Annotated in this window: 20 protein-coding genes, 2 tRNA genes and 1 riboswitch; of the genes, 21 read left to right on the plus strand and 1 reads right to left on the minus strand. The window is 42.1% G+C overall.

Translation table 11 applies throughout. From position 1 onward, the window contains the following. Positions 1 to 159: 159 nt before the first annotated feature. Both HGJ98_RS15830 and HGJ98_RS15835 read left to right on the plus strand, forming a co-directional pair. The gene (locus HGJ98_RS15830; protein ID WP_291352545.1) at positions 160 to 786 is read left to right on the plus strand and encodes a CBS domain-containing protein; all 627 of its coding nucleotides are present in this window, start codon (positions 160 to 162) and stop codon (positions 784 to 786) included. 154 nt (positions 787 to 940) lie between these two features. Then, positions 941 to 1,372 (plus strand): DUF2889 domain-containing protein, encoded by a 432-nt coding sequence (locus tag HGJ98_RS15835; protein ID WP_291352547.1) that lies wholly within the window; start codon positions 941 to 943, stop codon positions 1,370 to 1,372. A gap of 16 nt (positions 1,373 to 1,388) precedes the next feature. Here HGJ98_RS15835 and HGJ98_RS15840 read toward each other — a convergent pair whose 3' ends face one another. Further along, a complete protein-coding gene (locus HGJ98_RS15840; RefSeq protein WP_291352549.1) occupies positions 1,389 to 1,523 on the minus strand; it encodes a hypothetical protein in 135 nt (44 codons plus the stop codon). A 194-nt stretch (positions 1,524 to 1,717) separates the two neighbouring features. Between HGJ98_RS15840 and HGJ98_RS15845 the strand changes: the two genes are divergently transcribed. The 19 genes from HGJ98_RS15845 (at position 1,718) to HGJ98_RS15935 (ending at position 18,060) form a co-directional block, all read left to right on the plus strand. After that, a tRNA-Sec gene (locus tag HGJ98_RS15845) sits at positions 1,718 to 1,815 on the plus strand. 248 nt (positions 1,816 to 2,063) lie between these two features. Beyond that, positions 2,064 to 2,801, plus strand: a complete 738-nt coding sequence (locus HGJ98_RS15850; protein WP_291352551.1) for a CvpA family protein — start codon at positions 2,064 to 2,066, stop codon at positions 2,799 to 2,801. Positions 2,802 to 3,081: 280 nt separating this feature from the next. Next, positions 3,082 to 4,461, plus strand: a complete 1,380-nt coding sequence (locus HGJ98_RS15855) for an aminopeptidase (RefSeq protein WP_291352553.1) — start codon at positions 3,082 to 3,084, stop codon at positions 4,459 to 4,461. Positions 4,462 to 4,491: 30 nt separating this feature from the next. Next, entirely contained in the window at positions 4,492 to 5,352 is an 861-nt protein-coding gene (locus HGJ98_RS15860; RefSeq protein ID WP_291352555.1) for a mechanosensitive ion channel family protein, read from the plus strand. A gap of 124 nt (positions 5,353 to 5,476) precedes the next feature. After that, a complete protein-coding gene (locus HGJ98_RS15865) occupies positions 5,477 to 5,671 on the plus strand; it encodes a DUF951 domain-containing protein (protein WP_291352557.1) in 195 nt (64 codons plus the stop codon). Positions 5,672 to 5,753: 82 nt separating this feature from the next. Then, complete coding sequence (ychF, locus tag HGJ98_RS15870; protein ID WP_291352559.1) at positions 5,754 to 6,854, plus strand: redox-regulated ATPase YchF; 1,101 nt, start codon at positions 5,754 to 5,756, stop codon at positions 6,852 to 6,854. Between the two features lie 145 nt (positions 6,855 to 6,999). Then, positions 7,000 to 7,287, plus strand: coding sequence for a 30S ribosomal protein S6 (rpsF, locus tag HGJ98_RS15875; RefSeq protein ID WP_291352561.1), 288 nt, complete (start codon positions 7,000 to 7,002; stop codon positions 7,285 to 7,287). Between the two features lie 18 nt (positions 7,288 to 7,305). Next, complete coding sequence (locus HGJ98_RS15880; protein WP_291352563.1) at positions 7,306 to 7,716, plus strand: single-stranded DNA-binding protein; 411 nt, start codon at positions 7,306 to 7,308, stop codon at positions 7,714 to 7,716. Positions 7,717 to 7,737: 21 nt separating this feature from the next. Next, the gene (gene rpsR / locus HGJ98_RS15885; RefSeq protein WP_007787675.1) at positions 7,738 to 7,968 is read left to right on the plus strand and encodes a 30S ribosomal protein S18; all 231 of its coding nucleotides are present in this window, start codon (positions 7,738 to 7,740) and stop codon (positions 7,966 to 7,968) included. Positions 7,969 to 8,230: 262 nt separating this feature from the next. Beyond that, on the plus strand, positions 8,231 to 8,521 hold the full coding sequence (locus HGJ98_RS15890; RefSeq protein ID WP_291352568.1) for a MazG-like family protein: 291 nt from the start codon (positions 8,231 to 8,233) through the stop codon (positions 8,519 to 8,521). A 24-nt stretch (positions 8,522 to 8,545) separates the two neighbouring features. Next, on the plus strand, positions 8,546 to 9,481 hold the full coding sequence (locus HGJ98_RS15895) for a DUF2232 domain-containing protein (protein ID WP_291352570.1): 936 nt from the start codon (positions 8,546 to 8,548) through the stop codon (positions 9,479 to 9,481). 15 nt (positions 9,482 to 9,496) lie between these two features. Then, entirely contained in the window at positions 9,497 to 9,943 is a 447-nt protein-coding gene (gene rplI / locus HGJ98_RS15900) for a 50S ribosomal protein L9 (protein ID WP_291352572.1), read from the plus strand. Between the two features lie 65 nt (positions 9,944 to 10,008). After that, positions 10,009 to 11,907 (plus strand): Lon family ATP-dependent protease, encoded by a 1,899-nt coding sequence (lonC, locus tag HGJ98_RS15905; RefSeq protein WP_291352574.1) that lies wholly within the window; start codon positions 10,009 to 10,011, stop codon positions 11,905 to 11,907. 79 nt (positions 11,908 to 11,986) lie between these two features. Further along, positions 11,987 to 13,321 carry a replicative DNA helicase gene (gene dnaB, locus HGJ98_RS15910; protein ID WP_291352576.1) on the plus strand — a complete coding sequence of 445 codons (1,335 nt, stop codon included), beginning with the start codon at positions 11,987 to 11,989 and terminating at the stop codon, positions 13,319 to 13,321. Positions 13,322 to 13,363: 42 nt separating this feature from the next. Further along, positions 13,364 to 13,519 (plus strand): hypothetical protein, encoded by a 156-nt coding sequence (locus HGJ98_RS15915; protein ID WP_291352578.1) that lies wholly within the window; start codon positions 13,364 to 13,366, stop codon positions 13,517 to 13,519. A gap of 215 nt (positions 13,520 to 13,734) precedes the next feature. Next, positions 13,735 to 15,156 carry an NAD(P)/FAD-dependent oxidoreductase gene (locus HGJ98_RS15920; protein WP_291352579.1) on the plus strand — a complete coding sequence of 474 codons (1,422 nt, stop codon included), beginning with the start codon at positions 13,735 to 13,737 and terminating at the stop codon, positions 15,154 to 15,156. 92 nt (positions 15,157 to 15,248) lie between these two features. After that, a complete protein-coding gene (gene purB, locus HGJ98_RS15925) occupies positions 15,249 to 16,550 on the plus strand; it encodes an adenylosuccinate lyase (protein WP_291352690.1) in 1,302 nt (433 codons plus the stop codon). Positions 16,551 to 16,577: 27 nt separating this feature from the next. Continuing rightward, the gene (locus tag HGJ98_RS15930) at positions 16,578 to 17,861 is read left to right on the plus strand and encodes an adenylosuccinate synthase (RefSeq protein ID WP_291352580.1); all 1,284 of its coding nucleotides are present in this window, start codon (positions 16,578 to 16,580) and stop codon (positions 17,859 to 17,861) included. 122 nt (positions 17,862 to 17,983) lie between these two features. Next, a tRNA-Lys gene (locus tag HGJ98_RS15935) sits at positions 17,984 to 18,060 on the plus strand. A gap of 637 nt (positions 18,061 to 18,697) precedes the next feature. Beyond that, positions 18,698 to 18,782: riboswitch (cyclic di-GMP riboswitch) on the plus strand. Positions 18,783 to 18,878 lie beyond the last annotated feature (96 nt).

The raw sequence follows: 18,878 nt of genomic DNA on the forward strand, positions 1-18,878 counted from the left end.
GTTGCATTCTGGGCGCAATTCCTATGATGGTAGTCTATGCTGCATTATCCAGGTTGGTCATGACATAAGTGGCTACTAAGCATCTGCCGGCTACATTAGCTTAGTGCTGAAGAGTGACATTTTTTTGCCGAGCTTATAAATTGAAAGGGGTAATAAGAAATGTATGTTCGACAATTTATGACGCCTCAAGTTTTCACCGTCAACCCGGAAATCTCTATTGCCGATACGATGGCTCTTATGCGAGAAAAAAAGATTAGCCGATTGCCAGTCGTCGAAAAAGGTAAGCTTGTTGGGTTTGTAACGGATGGAGATCTTCGTGAAGCCTCTCCTTCGAAAGCAACGACTCTAAGTGTTTTTGAACTAAATTATTTGGTAGCCAAAACTCCAATCCGTGAAGTAGCCCTTAAAAAAGTAGTCTACTGTCATCCTGACACGCAGATTGAGGATGCTGCATTATTAATGAGAGATCATAAAATCGGGGGATTACCTGTAGTTGATGAAGGTAAAGTTGTTGGGATTATTACCGGATCAGACATCTTGGATGCGTTTTTAGATATTATGGGATTTCGTAGTCCTGGGCAGCGCGTCATGATTGAAACTAAGGATCAAATTGGTGTTATGTCAGACCTTGCCGTTACTACCAAGGAGTTTGAGGTTAATATTGGGAGTTTAGCAGTATATCACCTCAAAGAGAACAAAATTCAGATTCTTGCACGTCTTCAGGGGGATCGCGTAGCCGAAGTGGAAACATCTCTAGAAAATAAAGGATACAAGATGATTAAATAATTTGAACCTGTATACGGAATTATATAGTAATAGTTAAGAAAGGAAGCTCCAAATGAATTGATATTCATTTGGAGCTTCCTTTCTTTTCATAAAGAGATATAATAGAAATAATTAAACACAATTGCCCTTTGAGAAATACTAAGGAGATGGAAAAATGTATCTTTTTAACCGATCTATTACTGTAAATGTCCGCTCGATTGATTCCAAGATCCTATCTGTAGATGGAGTTTTTCTAGATAGCCATCATGAACTGTGTATGACATTAGAAGTCGATGTAGAAAGTCATACTATTACCTCAGCGACAGGTGAATTCAGGCGTTATCCCCATACAGATTGCGTGGAAACCCAACAACGAATTAATAGCCTTATTGGAATTAACCTAAATGGAAATGTACGTAAGCAAGTTCAATCTGCCGTTGGACTAAAAGATGGATGTACACATTTAACTGAGCTTACAATTGAGTGCGTAAAAGGATTAATGCAAGCTACATATCAGTTAATGAATCTTACTATGCAGGCAGACGAAGTGGACGAACTAATTGAACAGTACTTGGCAGGTACCTGTTTTCACTATCAGAAGTCCTAGTTAGACATAACCCATTCTATTTTGGATTGGTATAAGCTATTAATATAGTTTCTTGCCCATTGCTTGAAGTATTAAACTTTTCTTCCAAAGCTTTAAGATCCTCGAGTTGATCATTTGTCAAATTTGAGTATGAAACTTCCGAACGATTCATTTTAAATCCCCTTTCCATGAGTGACGATATTCGTATGAAGCAATAGACTTGAGAAGTTTAGAAAATTAATTTTCTATATAGATAGTATTGCCGGAAAACATTAGAATTAACCTCAGAATTATCCTCACAATGTTAAGATAATGAATTATACTTTCCAAATTATTTCGAATGTGATAAGATTATTCTCGTTAGTTGGGGATGGATGGTGACTGGTGTTACCCCCGGACTTCAAATCCGCGTGTCGGGACGCAGAACGTTCCGAGGTGTGTTCAATTCGCACGCATCCCCGCCATAATCGTAACAGTTCGTTTTGGAGCTAGAGATCACTAACGTTTAATTATATGTGATTAATGGGTAAGCGATAATTCAATTTGAAGTTTAGTTGGGCAGCTAGAAGCTGCCTTTTGGTGTATTAGGATACATTGAGACTGTATACATTATCTAATGCCTTACTGCAGGATTTCTGAGGGTTTAAATCGAATATAGAATTTCAAAATTTAGAAGAAACTTGTTAGTGGGTTACTGCTAGGGGGGACGTATGTGAATCTGATTGATGTGCTTATAGTTGGGTTTGTCTTGCTGGGAGCGTTGAGGGGCTATCAAAGAGGCTTAATAATGAGTATTGTTAATTTTTTGAGTTGGATTGTAGGTTTCTTAGTGGCCTCGTGGCAATATATGGCTGTTCTGCGTTGGTCTGAACAGTATTTACCACTTCACCAATGGCTAGAACCTCTTATCTATCGAGCTCTACTTCCCTCTGTTGAGTCTAAAGCTCAAACGTTACAACAACAGCTTTTAGGAAATATGCTGGGGATCCTTCCTGAAGAATGGCGCAGTATTTTTCCTTCCTTAAATCTATCGGGTGTACAGATACCACAAACAGTCGAACAAGTAACCCATCAACTGGCAGAAACCATCACCGAAGGTATCTTAAGTCTTATCGCCTTTGGTTTTGTTTTTTATTGCACGGTGCTAATGATACACGTAATAGTAGCTATTCTCCTTCGACCACTAGGTAATTGGAGCAAATCCTTTAATCGCGGGGGAGGTCTTGTATTCGGAGGGCTCAGTTCTCTAATTGGCTTAGCTGTCTTGGCTGGCCTATTGTCTCCCTTCTTGCAGATGGGGGATGTCGGCGATTTGAGTGTCCTAATTCTAGAGTCATACTTTTACGATAATTTAGTAGTAATCTTTAATGCCATGGATCAATTGCTTTCGGCCCAGCTTAGGGAACGACTGCTTGAGCCAATATCAATGGATAAGGGAGTTTGGTACTAACACAAAGGAAATCTAACTCAGAAATTTTAGGTTGTTAGATTGAAATCGTATAAATCAACCAGAGAAGAAGAACACTTAAGATATCTAGCGGTTGCTTAAATTTAAAATGGGCCCCCATGCCGCTGTGCTGCACCACTGATTAATGAAAAATCCAGTACTCTTTTGCCATTCTGAACGAAGTGAAGAATCTTAAGTCCTAGATCCTTCGCTATCCCTCAGGATGACATTAACTTAAACTTATTTTCAGGGTATATATGTATATGGCTGAGAGGTGATCTATATGGGTTCAAAGAAGGTTAAATCGGCGTGGGATGAATTAAGGATGTCAGAGAAAGAATGTCAGGCGATGACAGAATACTTATCTTTCCTTAGTAAGGGAAAAACTGAGCGGGAATCTTGGCAGATCATTGAGGGGTGGGCTCGAAAAGCAGGCTTTGTCTCGCTTGATGAAGTAAAGTTATTTGGTAGTGGACAAAAGGTTCGTCTTGAAGTACGGGATAAAGCAGGGATTTTGGCAATCGGGGGTCTAAGACCGTTATCCGAAGGTTTCCGATTGATAGTAACTCATATTGACGCTCCAAGGTTAGATCTTAAACAGCGCCCCCTTTATGAGGAAGAGGGTTTAGCATTTTTCAAAACTCATTATTATGGTGGGATAAAAAAATATCAGTGGACAGCCTTACCTCTCGCTCTTCATGGGATTGTGATCCTTCGTGATGGTCAAAGGGTTGAGATTGTGATTGGGGAAGAAGAAGAAGAACCAATTTTTACAATTTGCGATTTGCTTCCACATTTAGCAAAGGACCAAAATAATAAGAAGTTACGTGAGGCTATCTCCGGAGAAGGACTCAATCTTTTGTTAGGACACAATCCTTCCACTGGGGAAAGTGAAGAAGAACGAGTGAAGTCTTCAATACTCATCCTACTTAAGGAAACGTATGGTATTGAAGAGGATGACTTTGTGAGTGCAGAGTTAGAGGTCGTACCTGCTGGAAAAGCTCGCTATGCGGGATTGGACCGAAGCTTTATTGCTGGATATGGTCAAGATGACAGGATCTGTTCCTTTGCTGCTTGGAAAGCACTTGAAGAAATCAAGGAGCCGGAGTGGACGACCATTGTGGTTTTTGCTGATAAAGAAGAGATCGGCAGCGATTCCAATACTGGCATGAAAGCTCGTTTTTTGGAGAACTTTATTGCCGAACTCATAACCTTGCAAAACGGCAGTTACGACGGACTAATGGTTCGGAGAGCTATGGCTAGGGCCAAAGCACTTTCTGCAGATGTTACAGGTGGATATGATCCCAATTATGCGGAGGTTATGGATAAACTTAACTCAGCCTACCTCGGAAGGGGGCTCGTAATAAGCAAATATACCGGTTCTGGAGGGAAGTACGAAACCAGTGATGCAAACCCGGAATTTGTAGCGGAGGTTCGTCGAATTCTTGATGATGCTAAAATCACCTGGCAAACTGCTGAATTAGGAAAAGTTGATCAAGGCGGCGGTGGAACAATTGCCCAATATATGGCTGTTTACGGCATGGAGGTTTTGGATTGTGGTGTAGGGATCCTAAGCATGCACTCTCCTTGGGAAATCTCTTCTGTTGCGGATTTAGTCATGATGATGCGTGGCTATCATGCATTTTTGGGATATCGGGGATAGCCTATTATAATTGAAGAGGAAGACTATCATATGAATAGCACTTGGATTGAGAATCGTTGGAACGGTTTTGATTGGACCCAAATAGGTACGGTAGTATTGAACTCGTTACTTTATATTGTGACTATACTCGTTATTTCACGGGTTGCTTACGGATTGATTATTTACATACTTCGTCGGATGTTGCTTGATCATAGAGGAAAACGATTTTTGAATGAACGGAAATCTAATACGTTATTCTCTCTTCTTCGTAGTATGTTGTTTTATTTGATTACCTTTACCGTAATTTTACATACTCTAAAACATCTTTTTAAGTTTGATACGAGTACTCTTTTAGCTTCAGCCAGTGTACTCGGCGTAGCCTTAGGTTTTGGTTCCCAAAGCTTGGTTAAGGACATCATTGGAGGTTTTTTCATCCTTTTTGAAGATCAGTTTTCAGTTGGAGACTATGTACAGACTGGACAGTTCGCAGGTGTTGTTGAAGAAACTGGGATTCGTGCTACACATCTAAGGGACTGGGGAGGGGAACTACATATCATTCCCAATGGCAGTATTACTGCTGTTACCAACTTCAGCCGGGGCAAAATGAGGGCTTTAGTTGACATTCAGGTTCCCTATGATGAAGATTTGGATCGAGCGATGAAGGTAATGCATTCAGTCTGTGAGATCGTTGGTAAGGAGTTTAGTGATAAAATTATTGATCCTCCCACAGTACAGGGCGTGATCCAATTCGGAGAACGGAATGCTGTTTTGCGAGTCATTGCATTTACCCAACCTAATGAACAGTGGAGTCTGGAGAGGGAACTGCGGCGTCAAATTCATAGTGCTTTTTTGAGAGAAGGGATTCGAACTCCACAACAAACAGTTTTACTAACTGATCCCATGAAACGTTAATTAATGAGTTAATTGAATTTATCAAAAGAGAAGTAAGAGATGGGAAGTTATGAAGGTGTGCGAACTCTATTAGTCGAACCTCGAACTTCGAACCTCGTACCTCGATATAGGGGGGAGCCGATCGGTGATTCCATTAAATGTAGGGGATATTGTTCGTCTTCGAAAACCACACCCGTGTGGTAGTTTTGATTGGAAAGTTATGCGAACGGGGATGGACTTTCGGATACAATGTTTAGGTTGTCAGCATCAGGCCTGGATACCAAGGGTAAAGTTAGAACGCAATTTGAAGGAGATCCTTCAGCATGCCGATGAAAAGTGAGAAGAGCGGTTGCACTGCAGGGAAACATCACATATAATCTGTAAGGATAGCTCGTCTGCGTATTAGGAGGAGGGAAAACAGCTTGACATTACATGCAGGAATTGTAGGCTTGCCGAATGTTGGTAAGTCGACGTTGTTTAATGCCATCACCCAAGCGGGTGCTGAAGCGGCTAATTACCCATTTTGCACGATTGATCCGAATGTTGGAATGGTAGAAGTACCAGATTCCCGGCTGCAAAAACTGGCGGATATGGTTCATCCTAAAAAAATTGTTCCAGCAACAGTCGAGTTTGTAGATATAGCTGGACTCGTTAAGGGAGCGAGTAAAGGAGAAGGATTAGGAAACAAGTTCTTGTCACATATTCGCGAGGTCGATGCTATAGTGCATGTCGTTCGATGTTTTGAAGATGAAAACGTTGTTCATGTTGAAGGAAATGTCAACCCTAAGCGGGATATCGAAACAATTGATCTTGAATTAGTTTTAGCGGATATGGAGAGTGTAGAAAAGCGTTTTGAGCGCACATCCAAACTCTTAAAGACAGGGGACAAAAAGGCTCAGGGAGAAGTTGCACTTCTTGAACGCTTGAAAGAAGTTTTTAATCAGGGTAAAGGAGCTCGTTCCTTGACCTTTACGGATGAAGAACGAGATATCCTCAAGGGATTTCCGCTCTTGACCCTTAAACCAGTGCTTTATGTCGCGAATGTCAGCGAAGGCGGGCTTGCTTCTGCAGCTGATAATCCCTATGTTCAACAAGTAATGGGGATTGCCGCCGAAGAAGGTGCCGAAGTTGTTGTAGTATGTGCTCAGATCGAAGCGGAAATCGCTGAACTTGAGGCAGACGAAAAAGACGCTTTTCTTGAAGACTTAGGGCTTGAAGAATCAGGACTTGACCGTTTAATTCGGGTTGCTTTTCATTTACTGGGCCTAATGACATTCTTCACTGCAGGACCTATTGAAGTAAAGGCATGGACGATTTATCAGGGGACAAAGGCCCCTAAGGCAGCTGGGGTAATTCATACGGATTTTGAACATGGATTTATTCGAGCAGAGGTAGTTGCTTACAAGGATTTTGTGGAGCACAATGGACTAAACGGTGCAAGAGATAAAGGGTTAGTGCGTTTGGAAGGAAAAGAGTACGTCATGAATGATGGAGATATTGTTCATTTCCGCTTTAATGTATAAAACCAGAAAACCAGAATGTCAACAACAGGAACCCTTTTTATATTTGCTTTTTGGGTGACCTAATGGTATAATTCTTGCTTGGTAGTACAAATATATCCCTGCTCCGAAAAAATCGGGGCCGCTTAGTCCGAGGGGAGGTGCAAATATGAAAGCGTATGAAATACTTTATATCATCCGTCCAGATCTGGATGAGGAGGCAACCACAGCACTCGTTGAACGTCTAGGTGGGCTTGTAGCCGCGAATGGCGGTGCTAACCTAACGGTTGAAAAGTGGGGAAAACGTCGGTTAGCTTACGAAATCGAAGATTATAAAGAAGGCCAATATATCCTGATGAACTTTGATGGCGAAGGTCGTACTTCTCAGGAAATTGAGCGGGTTATGAAAATCTCCGACGATGTAATCCGTTTCTTAACAGTTAGAAAAGATGACTAAAAGGACGGTGGGGCATATATGTTGAATCGTGTCGTTTTGATTGGCCGTTTAACTAGAGACCCCGAGTTACGTTATTCGCCGAGTGGTGTAGCCGTAACAAACTTCACACTAGCGATTGATCGTAAATTCAAAAACGCTCAGGGTGAGAAAGAAACAGATTTTGTTCCATGTGTCGCATTCAGGCAATCAGCGGAACTTTGTGCAAACTATCTTGCCAAAGGAAAGCTTGCCGCAGTCGATGGACGTATCCAAGTTAGATCTTATAATGATAAAGACGGTCAAAAACGCTGGGTTACAGAGATTGTTGCCGACGATGTCCGCTTCTTAAGTCCAAAAGACGGTGGTGGCGGGAGCACTGAGTCAAGATCTCTAGGCGGAAATAGCTCGTTTGGACATGAAGTTAATTTGGATGATGACATCCCATTCTAGTAGGGGAAGGGGAGAATTAGTATGAAACGTGAACGCGGACGTCGCCCACGTAAAAGGGTATGCAGCTTTTGTGTAGACAAAGTTGAGTCAATGGACTACAAAGAGACACATAAAGTACGTAAGTATGTTACCGATCGCGGCAAAATTTTGCCACGTCGTATTTCTGGAAACTGTGCTATGCATCAGCGTCAAGTAACCTTGGCGATCAAACGGGCTCGTAGTATTGCCTTATTGCCATATAGTGTAGAGTAGAATAAAAGGGAGCGAGAGCTCCCCTTTTCTATTTTACGGCCGCTAAGACCATTTCATCTCTGGTTAAATTTTCATTGGACAAAGGTGCAGGAGATTTGCAGGGTTATCACGAACTGTAGTTTGATAGGTCTAGTTTGTCTCTTAAAGAGTTTTCAAAAAGTCAATTCGCTATGTAAATCTGACTGAGTAAAAACTCCTGCTTAGTGGGATCTTAGAAGTGGATGGAGATTAGGAGGGGGCAGCCCTGGATATTGAAGTAGATGTGGTTAAAGGGCTAAAAGCCATTGATGAGCTAAAGGTGAACCTAATTCAGGCGCAGTGGCTTGTTCAACATGGAACCCTAAGTGGTTCAGAAGATGAAATGATTCAAGGTTTGGCAGACCTAGTAGGAATGAGTTATTTGCTAGCTAGAAGGTTGGGTTTTGATTTTTCTCGGCTTGACCGTATGCTGTTACAACGGCTTGAAGGTTTAAAGAACACGGATGAGATGAATCTCGAAAAGCACTGGGGAGATTTAAGCTTATTACTAAGCTATCTTGCCCCAGAAGACTAACTTCATGGGAGAAAGTTGGAAACGATGTTTATAAGTGATGAATTAGCACAAGATTACTTATCTAGAGGGATTCTATTGACTTTTCCTGGAGTGGGTATTGCCATGGGGACCTGGGGATTTTTTTGGGAAGTAATTTTGTTGTTTGCTGTGTTTGTGTTAGGACGCTGTCAAGGCGCTTTGAAGGCCTCTCTTTTCCTGGTCATTGGCTATATTGTCTCCTTGCTTATTTTTGGGGTAACGTCTCTGAATGATCTTAGTTTTGTACCCCTAGCAGGAATTCTGGGTATTATTGGTTGGCAAAAGGGTTGGCCGGCTCGTGTGACTTTTTTTTGGAGTGCTGTTTTGGCAGGGGTTTTGGGAGCTTTACCAACCCTTGCGTTTGTTGCACAAGGATTTGATGCCGATACCTCCAAAGTCATGATCGATGCGACTATTCAGCAATATCAAGCGTCGGGGTTGCTGGAAGTAATGCAACAACAAGGAATAAATGAGCCGCAGATCCGAGACTTGTTACAACAAGGGATCGAAATCTATTCTTTAGTGATACCCAGTATTTTCGGGATTATCGCTATAATTGAGTTTGGGTTTGTGTTCTATATTATGAGGCGTTGGTATAAAGGGGAAGTCGAATGGGTTCCCTTCACTCATTGGAGGCTGCCTTGGTATGCAGTTTGGGGTGCAGTCTTAGGGATTGCCAGCTATCTCTTAGGGGATCAATTTTCTTGGCCAGTTCTACGTGGTCTAGGTATTAATCTTATGGTCGTTTACGGGGCATTGACCCTTGTGTTGGGTCTTTCCGCGTATATTTTTCTGTTACAATCTCCGAGAATCCCTCGATTTCTTAAATGGGCATTAATTCTTATCAATTTTATATACTTAATGTTTAGTTTTGTTAGTATTATTATGTTTGGATTATTCGATTTAGTTTTCAATTTCAGACGTCTACCGGAGGAATCTTAAAGGAGGAATTAATTTATGAAAGTTATTCTTCAAGCGGATGTAAAAGGAACTGGTAAAAAAGGACAAATTTTAGAGGTTGCAGATGGATTTGCTAGAAATTTTCTTTTCCCGAAGAAGCTTGCTATTGAGGCCACAACGGGCAATATTCAGGATATTTCCCATAAGAAAGCTGTGGAAGATCGCCGAAAAGCAAAAGAGAAAGAAGAGGCTGTTCAATTAGGCAATAAACTGAGTGCGTTACAGATTGAAGTTAAGACAAAGACAGGTGAGGGCGGTCGATTATTTGGGTCTGTGACAAGTAAAGAAATCGTTGATGCTTTGAAAAAGCAGCATAACGTTGTCGTCGATAAACGAAAGTTAGATTTAAAAGAGCCGATTAAGGCCCTGGGTAGTTATGAGGTTCAAGTAAAAATCCATTCTGATGTGACTGCAAAGCTTCAGGTAAATGTAAATGCTCTATAGAAATAAATAGTTATAGATTATTTACACATAGATATGTAATCTGTTCTCGCGAAAGGGGTTCCCTGATGAAAGGGATTTTGACAAAATGGTTAAATCAAACAAATCTTAGTGATCGTTTGCAAGATGAGGATGAGTGGAGCCGGGAAGTGGAAGCACTTTATGTTTTACTCTCTAATTATTATGGAACAGACAAGCTAGTGCTAAAGGCCAGTCGCTTGGAAGCCCTTAAGCTTATGCGTTCAGATAAACTCCCCGAACGAGTCGCTGGATTACGCAAAATAGTTTCTGATGATCCTACTGACCAAAGGATACCGAAGATGCAGGAAATCCCTCAGATATTAGAGGAAATTGAGGAACAAATTGCAGACCTCATAGCGCGGCGTGCCGTCGAAGAGCGGCTGGAACGTGTGGTTTCTGAGAAAATGCAGGAACGTCATGAAGATTATGTCAAAGAAATTAAGATGAACGTACTTAAGGAAACTGCTGGACCAGAAAATGCCCAAACACTTAAGAAATTAGCCATTCTCGAAAAGATGAATACTATTTCTCTTAAACGTTCTGCCTTTGATGTCTTGCGTCCTCAGACTGTAGAAGAAATTGTTGGGCAAGAAAGCGCTGTGCAAGCGCTTTTAGCAAAACTGGCAACCCCTTATCCTCAGCACATGTTAATTTATGGCCCACCGGGAGTTGGTAAGACTTCAGCAGCCAGAGTTGCCTTAGAAATGGTTAAGAACCGCCCTCATTCTCCCTTTAATAAGAACGCACCCTTTATTGAGGTGGATGGTACGACCTTGAGATGGGATCCAAGGGATGTGACTAACCCTCTTTTAGGTTCCGTCCATGATCCAATCTATCAGGGAGCAAAGCATGATTTGGCAGATACTGGCATACCGGAACCAAAAATGGGACTGGTAAGTGATGCTCATGGGGGAATCCTCTTCATCGATGAAATAGGGGAAATGGACCCTTTGCTTTTAAATAAACTACTTAAAGTACTCGAAGATAAGCGTGCATTCTTCGATTCTTCATATTATGACCCAGGCAATGTACAGGTCCCGTTATGGATTAAGAAACTCTTTGATGAAGGGGCTCCAGCAGATTTTGTCCTAATTGGGGCTACTACCAGGGATCCCGCTGAGTTAAATCCTGCTCTGCGTTCCCGATGTTCTGAAGTGTTTTTTGTACCGCTAGAACCGAAGGATGTTCAACATATTATTCGTCAAGCTGGTCAAAAGCTGGGAGTAACCTTAGAAGAAAACGTTCCTGAGATTATTAGTGAATATGTTATAGAAGGACGAAAGGCGAATAGCATTTTGACGGATGCTTACGGTTTGGCAAGGTATCGTAACCCTGATCAAGAGGAAGTTCGAGTGACAAGTGCAGATGTTTATGAAGTCCTGCGCTCCGCCCGTCTTACCCCTTTTATTTTTCGCAAAGTCCAGAGTAATGAGGAAATCGGCAGAGTTTTAGGACTGGGAGTATCTGGGTTTTTAGGTTCGGTTCTAGAGATTGAGGCGATTACCTTTCCAGGGCAGAAGGGAAAGGGAACTATCCGCTTCAATGAAACTGCAGGAAGTATGGCTAGAGACGCCGTGTTTAATGCCGCAGCAGTTATACGTGATCTAACAGGAGAGGATTTACGTAATTACGATGTGCATGTCAATGTCATTGGCGGAGCGAAAATTGATGGTCCTTCGGCAGGTCTGGCAACTACTTTGGCCATCTACAGTGCGATTAAAAGACAACCACTTCGGCAAGATGTAGCTGTTACTGGAGAGATTTCTATTCAAGGTAAGGTTAAACCAGTTGGGGGCATTTACGAAAAGATTTTTGGTGCAAAGCAGGTAGAAGTTCGTAAAGTTCTAATTCCACTTGAAAATAAAGCAGATGTACCTCAAAGCTTACAGGGCATTGAAATAGTTGCTGTCAGTACCATTGAAGAGGCTTTGAAGCATGTTTTTTAATAAGGGTAGGGGCAATTCATGAATTGCCCCTACTACAGATAATTCCATTGAAATTGAGTATGGTCGGAGGAGAGAAGATATGGAACTCATAAAAGTTCCACCACAGAATTTAGAGGCCGAACAGGCGGTCTTGGGTGCGATGATGCTCGAACCGGAGGCCGGAAGTTCTGTCTTTGAAATGCTTCAACCGGATGACTTTTATAGAGATAATCATCGATTGATCTTTTCGGCAATTCATGATCTCTTCGAGAAAGGAGATCCGGTCGACTTAGTTAGCGTTGCTGAAGCTTTACGTCAACAGGGGCGTCTGGAACAGGTGGGAGGTATAGCGACAATCTCTGAGATTGCCCGCTCCGTCCCCTCCGCAGCAAATATTGAATACTACGCTAGGCTGGTGTCAGAAAAGGCCCTCTTGCGTCAGCTCATCCGGGCAACGGGCAGTATCTTAGAACGGGGATATGAGCCTGGGGAAGAAGCGCGAGTGCTTTTAGAGGAAGCCGAAAAACTTATCCTAGACCTTTCTCGACAACGTGTTAAAGACGGATTCAGCATTATTCGTGATGTGCTACTTGAAACTTTTGAAAAGATAGAGTATCTCTATGCTCATAAAGGAAATCTAACAGGTATCCCTACCTTTTTTACAGAATTGGATCGTATGACATCCGGTTGGCAGCCTTCTGATTTAGTCATTATTGCTGCGCGCCCTTCCATGGGAAAAACTGCACTTGTTTTAAATATGGCTCAGAATGCAGCGGTTCGTGCTAAGGTCCCAGTTGCGATTTTCAGTTTGGAGATGTCCAAAGAACAGTTGGTGCAACGTATGCTTTGTGGAGAAGCGTTGGTTGATCAACAACGTGTAAGGACCGGAGATTTATTGGATGCTGATTGGCCAAAGCTGACGCGAGCAGTGGGGCCTCTATCGGATGCCCCAATCTTTATAGATGATACGGTTGGAATCACTTTGGCAGAGCTTCGTTCTAAAGCACGTCGACTAAAGTCAGAACACAATTTAGGGATGATTATTATTGACTATCTTCAGCTTTTGTCAGTTGGGAAAAAATCCGAAAGTCGACAGCAAGAAGTTGCTCAAATCTCCAGAACCCTCAAAGGAATCGCCCGTGAACTTAAAGTTCCGGTGATTGCCTTATCACAGCTTAATCGGGGAGTTGAACAACGTCAAGATAAACGACCGATTATGTCGGATTTATTAGAGTCAGGCGCGATTGAAGCAGATGCAGATGTGATTTCATTTATTTACCGGGACGAGTATTACCATCAGGAGTCAGAGAAAAAAGGAATAGCGGAGTTGATTATTGCCAAACACCGCAACGGTCCAGTAGGAACCGTTGAATTAGGCTTTCTTAAGGAGTTTACAAAGTTTGTAAACCTTGATCGTCAACATCAGACAGCTTAACGGATCCCTCTTGCCAACCCATTTGTTGGCAGGGGGATTTTTGTGCTACTATTCAGAAGGCCTAAACTTAAGATTCGGTCTTACTTGATACTAAGTACTTTTCTAATTGCTATGAAAGAAACTCAAGAACTGTGTCATCCTGAAGAAGGCACGACTGAAGGAGCTAGATCCTCCGCTAACACTCGGTGGACAGAATAGGCTTTCGTTTATCGTGACACGAATATCGAATGGCGATTCTGGCACAGCGAAGAATTGACAAGACCCTTCTGTAGTGTCGAATGTTTTTTGTATTTTTATAATTAATGTTCGGTTATTGGATTGACAAGGAGGAGCAGGATTGTTAAGATGAAATTGTTTGTGATTGAGGTTCGTTACCATTTGAAAAAATGAAACGGCTCTAGGAGGAGAAACAATTGAAACACAATGTCGATGTCTTGATTATTGGAGCCGGTCCGGCCGGAATTTTTACGGCTTTAGAGTTATCAAAACACAATAAAGATCTACAGATTCTCATTGTGGATAGTGGTCGAAGCATAGAAAAGAGAAAGTGCCCCGCCCGTACGACCGGAGTTTGCTCGGGATGTAATCCCTGTGCTATTACAAGGGGATGGTCAGGGGCAGGAGCGTTTAGTGACGGAAAACTGTCTTTAAGTCCTGCAGTTGGCGGTCGTTTAGTTGAATATATGAGAGAAGAACAAGCCCAAGAGTTAATCGATTATGCTGATTCAATTTACCGGCAGTTCGGAGCTCAGGAAACTGTGTACGGTCTAGATAACCGTCGCGTGGAAGAATTTGAATATGAGGCCTCTCGCCATAACATCGCCCTAATCCATTGCCCTGTACGACATCTAGGTACAGAGCTTGCTTATGATGTGCTAAAGGGCATGTATGAATATCTTATGCAAAACACAAATACAACCTTCTGGGAACTTGCCGAAGTTAAGGAAATCTTAGCGGATTCTAATGGAGCTATTGGAGCTACCATTCAACGTAGGAATGAACAAGGACTGGATGAAGTATTTGCACGATATGTAGTTGCTGCCCCCGGCCGAGGAGGGGCCAATTGGCTTGCTGATCAAACGGTTCGCTTAGGTGTTGTTACAGAAAATAACGAAATTGATATTGGAGTACGTGTCGAGGTTCCGAACTCTATTTTGGATCATTTAACTAGAGAGCTTTACGAACCAAAATTGGTCTATTATTCGGATACCTATGATTTGAAAACACGGAGCTTCTGCGTCAATCCCGGCGGCGTTGTCTCGGAAGAACACTACGATGGTGGCATTGCTGTAGTTAATGGGCATAGTTATGCGGATACTGCAAAGAAAACTAAGAACACAAATTTTGCCTTATTGGTTTCGACTCGTTTCACAGAACCCTTTAACCAACCGATTGAGTACGGACGATATATTGCCCGGCTTGCAAATATGTTAACCGGTGGCGGGGTAATGGTTCAGCGTCTCGGAGATCTATTACAGGGAAGGCGGACGACTGAAAGCCGACTGCGTCAATCCACGACGATTCCTACACTGCTCTCGGCGGTTCCGGGAGACCTCAGCTATGTACTGCCGGAGCGATACTTGACCTCCCTTATCGAGACCCTTAAAGCCTTTGATAAAATCGCGCCCGGGATGTATTCCAAAAATACCTTATTATATGGTGTTGAGGTTAAATTTTACTCCTCAAAAGTAAAAGTTAAAACGAACTTTGAAACTGAGATACCTAGGTTATATACCATAGGAGATGGAGCAGGAATTACTCGGGGACTGATGCAAGCTTCGGCAACGGGTATTGTAGTTGCTCGAGATATAGTGACTAAAGCAGTTGAAAAATAGTGGGTAATTAGTCACTAGGATAACTTTGCACTAAATTGTGGAAACTACTAAGAACTTTAGTTAAAACCTATAGATTTGATTGGGGGCGAAGGCTGTTGCTCGATCGATATACTCATGAGGAAATGGGAAAGTTATGGCAGGATGGCTATGAATATGAACGTTGGTTAGAAGTTGAATTAGCGGTTGCTGAGGTTATGGCCAAGCAAGGGGAAATTCCTCAGGAAGCTATGGCTGAAATTCGGGCTAAGGCAAAGGTTAACCCTAAACGAATTCTAGAAATTGAGGCTGTGGTGCGTCACGATTTAATTGCTTTTCTGCAAGCAGTTGTTGAGGAAATCGGAGAAGCTGGAAAATACCTTCATCTTGGTTTGACCTCTTCAGATGTTAAAGATACGGCTTTAAGCCTTGTATTAAGAGATTCAGGACGGTTGCTGAAAAAAGACTTAAAAGAGCTTCGAGATGCATTAGTTAAGCGAGCCTTAGAGAGCAAATACGCCGTGATGGTCGGTCGGACTCATGGTATTCATGCTGAGCCGTTGACTTTCGGTTTAAAGTTGGCCCTATGGATTGCAGAGATTGATCGTCAAAGTGAACGTCTTGGTCAAGCCATTACCTCTGTTAGTGCTGGTAAGATCTCAGGAGCGGTCGGAACCTATGCTAATGTTGCACCCGGGGTAGAAGAGGCAGTGTGTCAACATCTCGGCTTAGAGACTGCTCTAATAAGTAACCAGATCTTACAAAGGGATAGGCATGCTCATTTCGTGACGACTCTGGCTTTAATTGGAGGGACCATTGAAAAAATTTCGACGGAGATTCGTAATTTACAACGCACGGATATTCTCGAAGTAGAGGAACCCTTTGCAGAAGGACAAAAGGGTTCCTCTGCCATGCCTCATAAACGTAATCCAATTATTTGCGAGCAAGTCTCAGGAATGTCGAGGATTTTAAGGGGTAACGCATTGGCGGCCATGGAGAATATTGCTCTCTGGCATGAAAGGGATATGACTCATTCTTCAGTAGAACGGATTATTCTTCCAGATAGCTGTATTCTTTTAGATCACATGCTTCGCCAAATGACTAAGGTTATTGCGGGCCTTAGGATTCGTGAGGACCAGATGAAACGGAATCTGCAAAAAACCTTTGGCCTGACGTCTTCCCAGCGAGTTCTCCTGGCTTTAGTTGAACATGGGTGTATGAGAGAAGAAGCCTATGCTTGGGTTCAACAGAATGCCTTTCAGGCTTGGGAGCAAGGGCTGGACTTTATAGACGTTGTTTCGGAGGATAATCGTGTTTTAAACTATTTAACCAAAGAAGAAATACAGGGTTTATTTGATTTAAAATATCACCTGCATCATGTGGATGATATTTTTAGACGACTGGAATTAGAGAAATAGAGCTTGTAAGATGGGAGGAATATCTATATGGCCGCTGTTGTGTTAATAGGTTCTCAGTGGGGAGACGAGGGAAAGGGTAAGATAACAGATTTTCTAGCCGAAAAAGCGAACGTTGTTGTTAGGTACCAAGGAGGTAATAATGCAGGTCACACGGTTGTGGCGAATGGGGAAGAGTTCAAACTTCATCTTATCCCTTCGGGAATCCTCTATGAAGACAAGACTTGCGTAATAGGGAACGGTGTAGTAATTGATCCACAGGTCTTATTAGATGAATTAGATTACCTTGACAAGCGGGGGATTAAGACGGGCAAACTAGTCATCAGCAGTAACGCCCATGTGATTATGCCCTATCATAGGTTACTCGACGGCTTAGAAGAAGAGGCACGCGGGGATCATAAAATTGGAACCACGAAACGTGGAATCGGCCCTGCCTACATGGATAAGGCTTCACGGATTGGAATACGAATTATTGATCTTTTAGATAAAGATGAGTTCGCAGATAAGCTGCGCCGTAATTTAGTAGAAAAGAATAACTTATTCGTTAAAGTCTATGGCAAGGAAGCCCTTGAGTTTGATGGTATCTATGAAACCTATCTAGGGTATGCAGAAAAAATTCGTTCAATGGTGACGGATAGTTCCCTCACAATCGATGTGAGTATTCAAGCAGGAGAGAAAGTTTTGTTTGAAGGAGCTCAAGGGACCTTGCTTGATATAGATCATGGTACCTATCCCTTTGTGACATCCTCTCATCCGATTGCTGGTGGTGCTTGTATAGGAGCTGGTGTCGGTCCCACCCGGATTAATCGTGTCATCGGGGTTATAAAAGCCTATACTACGCGTGTAGGAGAAGGCCCCTTCCCTACAGAGCTATTAGATGAGACCGGTGCTGAAATGCAGAAGAACGGCCACGAGTTTGGAACTACGACTGGCCGTGCGCGTCGTTGCGGTTGGTTCGATGCAGTAATTGCTCGTTATGCCGTCCGTGTCAGCGGTATATCTGATTTTGCGGTTACAAAACTCGATGTTCTTACAGGATTTGAGAAACTTAAGATTTGTGTTGGTTATCAGGTTGGGGACGAGATCCTCCGTGAATTTCCACAAAGTCAGAAGATTTTCAAACAATGTCAACCGGTTTATGAAGAAATGCCTGGTTGGCAAGAAGATATTACAATGGTTCGACGCTTCGAGGACCTACCACAGGCAGCTCAAAATTATATCCGTCGAATTGAGGAGCTGTCAGGTGTTCCGGCTACGCTGGTTGCAATCGGCCCTGGACGGGAACAAACGATTGTACGAGGGGAAATTTTTTAGGGTTTGATGTTCTATAATTGCTAGCTTCTCAAAAGGGCTACGGGGATATGATATATGTTAACGAAAAGCCTTGACAGAGTGAATACTTTCGTGTAAAATCCAAACCTGTGGTACAAAATATTGGGCCATTAGCTCAGTCGGCTAGAGCACCTGACTTTTAATCAGGGTGTCCCGCGTTCGAGTCGCGGATGGCCCACCAATAAGCAGATAAGGGCATTTTTGCCCACAGTTAGCCATGTTTTCATAGCAGATGATTTACAGAGTGTGAACAGGTAATCACATTCTATAATCGGAAGGTTGTGTTAACATGGCTAAATTTTGTTTGTTACCAAAATACATATTATATTTAAAAACCTTCGTCGGGATTATCATGGAGAAGCTAGATCTATTTCATTACTACGGTTTGCAAAACTATATCGCCCCTATTGTATTTTTAGGATGGTATTCAGTATCGGCATATGTGTTTAGAAAATATGAACATAGTCTAATCAGCTAGATTCTTATATGTATTTTTATAAAACATATACACCAGTATAATTATACTATTTTAAATGGTAGGATAATTACGACCCTTACTGTAATGATAAAAGACAGAAAATAAATTAATTTATTTTCTGTCTTATTTTGTTATTAGAGCTTCTTAACCCGCCTAGAATTGGGAGTACGAATTAAATGCTAATTAAAGAGTAGGAGTTAATAGATGAATCCTATAGTAGAGAGAATATATATAATTTAGTCGAATATCATCAAATATATATATAATTTTTGTTTTCCTTGTGTTATAGTTCAGTAAAGGACTAGGAACATTGAAGTATTCATTAAAATATTACATAAGGTACTGACAAAGGCAAACTTGGTTAAAGCTGAGGACGCAAAGCTACGGGTCTTCCACGTTAGGGTGATGATGGCCGAGCTGCCAATTGAGGACTATGTCGCGCCTTATTTGAGGGGGCGATTTTGTTTATTTAACACCCAAAACAACTCGAAAGGATGTATTCCTTCATTTCGCGGTTTTTA

The sequence above is a fragment of the Desulfosporosinus sp. genome (genome assembly GCF_014237355.1).
Classification (GTDB): Bacteria; Bacillota; Desulfitobacteriia; order Desulfitobacteriales; family Desulfitobacteriaceae; genus Desulfosporosinus.

What these genes read in the sequence shown, in the direction of transcription:
- HGJ98_RS15860 (WP_291352555.1), top strand. Translation starts at nt 4,492, where the DNA reads ATGAATAGCACTTGGATTGAGAATCGTTGGAACGGTTTTGATTGGACC.
- lonC (WP_291352574.1), top strand. Translation starts at nt 10,009, where the DNA reads ATGAAAGGGATTTTGACAAAATGGTTAAATCAAACAAATCTTAGTGAT.
- HGJ98_RS15835 (WP_291352547.1), top strand. Translation starts at nt 941, where the DNA reads ATGTATCTTTTTAACCGATCTATTACTGTAAATGTCCGCTCGATTGAT.
- HGJ98_RS15895 (WP_291352570.1), top strand. Translation starts at nt 8,546, where the DNA reads ATGTTTATAAGTGATGAATTAGCACAAGATTACTTATCTAGAGGGATT.
- rpsR (WP_007787675.1), top strand. Translation starts at nt 7,738, where the DNA reads ATGAAACGTGAACGCGGACGTCGCCCACGTAAAAGGGTATGCAGCTTT.
- HGJ98_RS15930 (WP_291352580.1), top strand. Translation starts at nt 16,578, where the DNA reads ATGGCCGCTGTTGTGTTAATAGGTTCTCAGTGGGGAGACGAGGGAAAG.
- HGJ98_RS15855 (WP_291352553.1), top strand. Translation starts at nt 3,082, where the DNA reads ATGGGTTCAAAGAAGGTTAAATCGGCGTGGGATGAATTAAGGATGTCA.
- dnaB (WP_291352576.1), top strand. Translation starts at nt 11,987, where the DNA reads ATGGAACTCATAAAAGTTCCACCACAGAATTTAGAGGCCGAACAGGCG.
- rpsF (WP_291352561.1), top strand. Translation starts at nt 7,000, where the DNA reads ATGAAAGCGTATGAAATACTTTATATCATCCGTCCAGATCTGGATGAG.
- HGJ98_RS15830 (WP_291352545.1), top strand. Translation starts at nt 160, where the DNA reads ATGTATGTTCGACAATTTATGACGCCTCAAGTTTTCACCGTCAACCCG.
- HGJ98_RS15840 (WP_291352549.1), bottom strand. Translation starts at nt 1,523, where the DNA reads ATGAATCGTTCGGAAGTTTCATACTCAAATTTGACAAATGATCAACTC.
- HGJ98_RS15880 (WP_291352563.1), top strand. Translation starts at nt 7,306, where the DNA reads ATGTTGAATCGTGTCGTTTTGATTGGCCGTTTAACTAGAGACCCCGAG.
- rplI (WP_291352572.1), top strand. Translation starts at nt 9,497, where the DNA reads ATGAAAGTTATTCTTCAAGCGGATGTAAAAGGAACTGGTAAAAAAGGA.